This window comes from Jatrophihabitans sp., assembly GCF_036389215.1.
In the GTDB taxonomy this organism is placed as follows: Bacteria; Actinomycetota; Actinomycetes; order Mycobacteriales; family Jatrophihabitantaceae; genus Jatrophihabitans_A.
This window is the reverse complement of the sequence record NZ_DASVQG010000074.1, coordinates 1-3,490: the sequence shown is the minus strand read 5'-3', so window position 1 is coordinate 3,490 and position 3,490 is coordinate 1. Positions and strand designations below refer to the sequence as shown.

3 protein-coding genes are annotated in these 3,490 nt (G+C 73.2%); 1 reads left to right on the top strand and 2 read right to left on the bottom strand.

Features of this window, described 5'->3' with window-relative positions; all coding sequences use genetic code 11:
* Window positions 1–207 precede the first annotated feature (207 nt).
* Window positions 208–804, top strand: a complete 597-nt coding sequence (locus tag VF542_RS03510; protein WP_408650318.1) for a TetR family transcriptional regulator — start codon at window positions 208–210, stop codon at window positions 802–804.
* A 42-nt stretch (window positions 805–846) separates the two neighbouring features.
* Here VF542_RS03510 and VF542_RS03505 read toward each other — a convergent pair whose 3' ends face one another.
* Both VF542_RS03505 and VF542_RS03500 read right to left on the bottom strand, forming a co-directional pair.
* Entirely contained in the window at window positions 847–2,622 is a 1,776-nt protein-coding gene (locus tag VF542_RS03505; protein WP_408650317.1) for an ABC-F family ATP-binding cassette domain-containing protein, read from the bottom strand.
* On the bottom strand, window positions 2,622–3,488 hold the full coding sequence (locus VF542_RS03500) for a 4-(cytidine 5'-diphospho)-2-C-methyl-D-erythritol kinase (RefSeq protein ID WP_408650316.1): 867 nt from the start codon (window positions 3,486–3,488) through the stop codon (window positions 2,622–2,624). Before VF542_RS03500 ends, VF542_RS03505 begins: the two co-directional genes overlap by 1 nt.
* Between the last annotated feature and the right edge of the window lie 2 nt (window positions 3,489–3,490).

Here is a 3,490-nt window from a genome sequence, read left to right as displayed (position 1 = left end):
CTCGGCGGACCTTACGGCGGCGCCGGCTGCGGTAGCGCTGGCAGCGCCGGCTGCGGTAGCGCTGGCAGCGCCGGCTGCGGTGGTGGTCGGCGAGTCGGTCATCTACCCATGATCGCAAGCCCGCACAACCAGGCACACCGCGACTACTTGGGCGGATGCGGAACAATGGGCCCGGTGACCGACAGCCAGAGCAGGCCCCGGGTTCGGATGACCGGCAAGGAACGCCGTGAGCAACTGCTCGACGTCGGGCGGGCGCTGTTCGCGGAGAAGGGCTTCGAAGCCACCTCCATCGAGGAGATCGCCAGCCGCGCCGGGGTCAGCAAACCGGTGGTGTACGAGCACTTCGGCGGCAAGGAAGGTCTCTACGCGGTGGTGGTGGACCGCGAGATGCGCAACCTGATGGACCGGATCACCTCGGCCCTGACCGGCTCAAACCCCCGGGCGCTGGTCGAGCAGGCGGCGCTGGCCCTGCTGACCTACATCGAGGAGCAGACCGACGGCTTCCGGATCCTGGTCCGGGACTCCCCGGTGGCCACCAGCACCGGGACGTTCTCCTCGCTGCTCAACGACATCGCCAGCCAGGTGGAGTACATCCTGGTGCGCGAGTTCGGCGCCCGCCGGCTCAATCCGAAGCTTGCCGGCATGTATGCCCAGATGCTGGTGGGCATGGTGGCACTGACCGGGCAGTGGTGGCTCGAGGTGCGCAAGCCCAAGCGCGAGGAGGTGGCCGCGCACCTGGTGAACCTGGGCTGGAACGGCCTGCGGGGCCTGGAGGCCAAGCCGAAGCTGTCGCTGGACTCCTGAGCTCCCGCGCTGAGCGCCCCGCACGGAGATGGCCTGCGCGTTCTAGAGCTCCTCGGACAGTTCCAGCCAGCTGTGCTCGGCGGCATCCTTGGCGCTGAGCACGGTTCGCAGCTCGGCGTCGAGCTCGCCGATACGGGCATAGTCGGTGGCGTGCTCGGCCAGCGACTGGTGCAGCTGGGCCTCCCGGCGCTCCAGCTTGGCGATCTCGCGCTCCAGCCGGGCCAGCTCCTTGCGGGTCGCCCGCGGATCGCCCTTGCGGGCCGGTTTCGCCGCGACGGCGACCGCCCGGCTGTCCTGCTCGGCGGCTCGCAGGTCGGCCGCCCGGCGACGCAGGTACTCATCGATCCCGCCGGGCAGCGCGGCGATCGAGCCGTCGCCCAGCAGCGCGACCGTCGAATCGCAGACCCGCTCGATCAGGTAGCGGTCGTGGCTGACCACCACCAGGGTGCCGGCCCAGGAATCCAGCAGGTCCTCCAGCTCGGCGAGGGTGTCGGTGTCCAGGTCGTTGGTGGGCTCGTCCAGCAGCAGCACGTTGGGCTGGGTGAGCAGCAGCCGCAGCAGTTGCAGCCGCCGCCGCTCGCCGCCGGACAGGTCGCTCACCGGCGTCCACTGCCGCTCGTTGGCGAAGCCGAACCGCTCGGCCAGCTGGCTGGCCGACTGCTCGACACCGCCGAGCACCGCGGTGCCACGGACCTCGGTCACCGCCTCGATCACCCGCAGCCGGGACGGCAGCTCGGTGACGTTCTGGGACAGGTACCCGACCCGGACGGTCTGGCCGATCACCACCGTGCCGGCATCGGGGGACAGCTCGCCGGCCAGCAGCCGGAGCAGGTGCGTCTTGCCCGAGCCGTTGACGCCGATGATCCCGATCCGGTCACCGGGGCCGACATGCCAGCTCGCGTCGGCCAGCAGCGTCCGGGCGGTGTCGCCGCCGCCCACCGAGAGCGTCACGTCCTCGACGTCATAGACGGTGCGGCCCAGCCGCCGGGCCGACAATGCCCGCAGCTCGACACTGCTGCGCACCGGCGGGACGTCGGCGATCAGCGCCTCGGCGGCCTCGATCCGGAACTTCGGCTTGGACGTGCGGGCCGGCGGCCCCCGGCGCAGCCAGGCCAGCTCCTTGCGCAGCAGGTTCTGCCGCCGGGCCTCGCTGGCGCTGGCCTGCCGGTCCCGCTCGGCCCGGGCCAGCACGTAGGCGGCGTAGCCGCCGTCGAAACTGCGCACCGAGCCGTCGGTGACCTCCCAGGTGCGGGTGCACACCGCGTCGAGGAACCACCGGTCGTGGGTGACGGCCAGCAGCGCGCCGCGGCGCCGGTTCAGGTACTCCGCGAGCCAGGTGACGCCCTCGATGTCGAGGTGGTTGGTGGGCTCGTCCAGCACCAGCAGGTCGGCGTCGGTGACCAGCGCCGCGGCCAGCGACACCCGGCGGCTCTCGCCGCCGGACAGCCGGTCAACCAGGGTGGAAAGGCCCAGCGCCGCCAGCCCCAGCCCGGTGAGCACCTCGCGCACTCCCACGTCACCGGCCCAGACGTGCTCGGCCGCATCGCCCACGACCAGATCGCGCACGGTGGAACCGGCCCGGAGGTGGCCGGCCTGGTCGACGGTGGCGATCCGCAGGCCGCCGGTGGCGGTGGCTCGGCCGGAGTCCGGTGGCTCGGCGCCGGTGATCATCCGCAGCAGGGTGGACTTCCCGCCGCCGTTGCGCCCGACCACCCCGATCCGGTCCCGGTCCCCGATCCCGAGCGACACCGACTCCAGCACCGAGGTGGTGCCGTAGCTCTTGGAGACGTTCTCCAGGTTGACCAGGTTCACAGCCATCAGGCCAGCACCGTCGCTCTCGCGCGGCCGCCGGCCACCGGATAGGCGCGCCGGCAGGCGCCACTGGCGGTCAGCGACCGGGCCAGCTCCCGGGCGTGCTGCTCGTCGCGAGCCAGGAACGCGCAGGTCGGCCCAGAGCCGGACACGATGCCCGCCAGCGCGCCGCGGTCGCGACCGGCGGCCAGGGTGCCGGCCAGGTAGGGCGCCAGGGTGATCGCCGCCGGTTGCAGGTCGTTGACCAGTCGGCTCGCCAGCAGCCCGGGATCTCCGCTGGCGACCGCCTCGACCAGCCCGCTGGCCGCGATCGCGGCGGCGGGGTCGGCGGCGGTCCGGACCAGCTCCGGCCCGCGCTGGCGATCCAGCTCGGCATAGACGGCCGGCGTCGACAGGCCGTCGTGCGCCACCGCCAGCACCCAGGAGAAGCCGGCCCCGCCCTCGATGGGCCGCAGCCGCTCGCCGCGACCGGCGCCGATGGCCGAGCCGCCGACCAGCGCGAACGCGACGTCGCTGCCCAGCCGGCCGGCCAGCGTGGCCAGCTCGCCGGCCGGCAGCCCGAGCCCCCACAGCCGGTCACAGGCCAGCAGCGCGGCGGCGGCGTCGGCCGATCCGCCGGCCAGGCCGCCCGCCACCGGAATGTGCTTGTCGATGGTGAGTTCGACCCGGGCGGGGACGCCGGCATGCGCGGCCAGCAGCTCCGCGGCCCGCCATGCCAGGTTGCCCCGGTCGGTGGGCAGCCCGGCGCTCTCGGAGCCGCGCATGCTCAGCAGCAGCGACTCGGCGGGTGCGGCGCTCAGCTCGTCGTACAGCTCGAGCGCGTGGAACACCGTGCCGATCTCGTGGTAACCGTCGGCACGCAGCGGCCCCACCA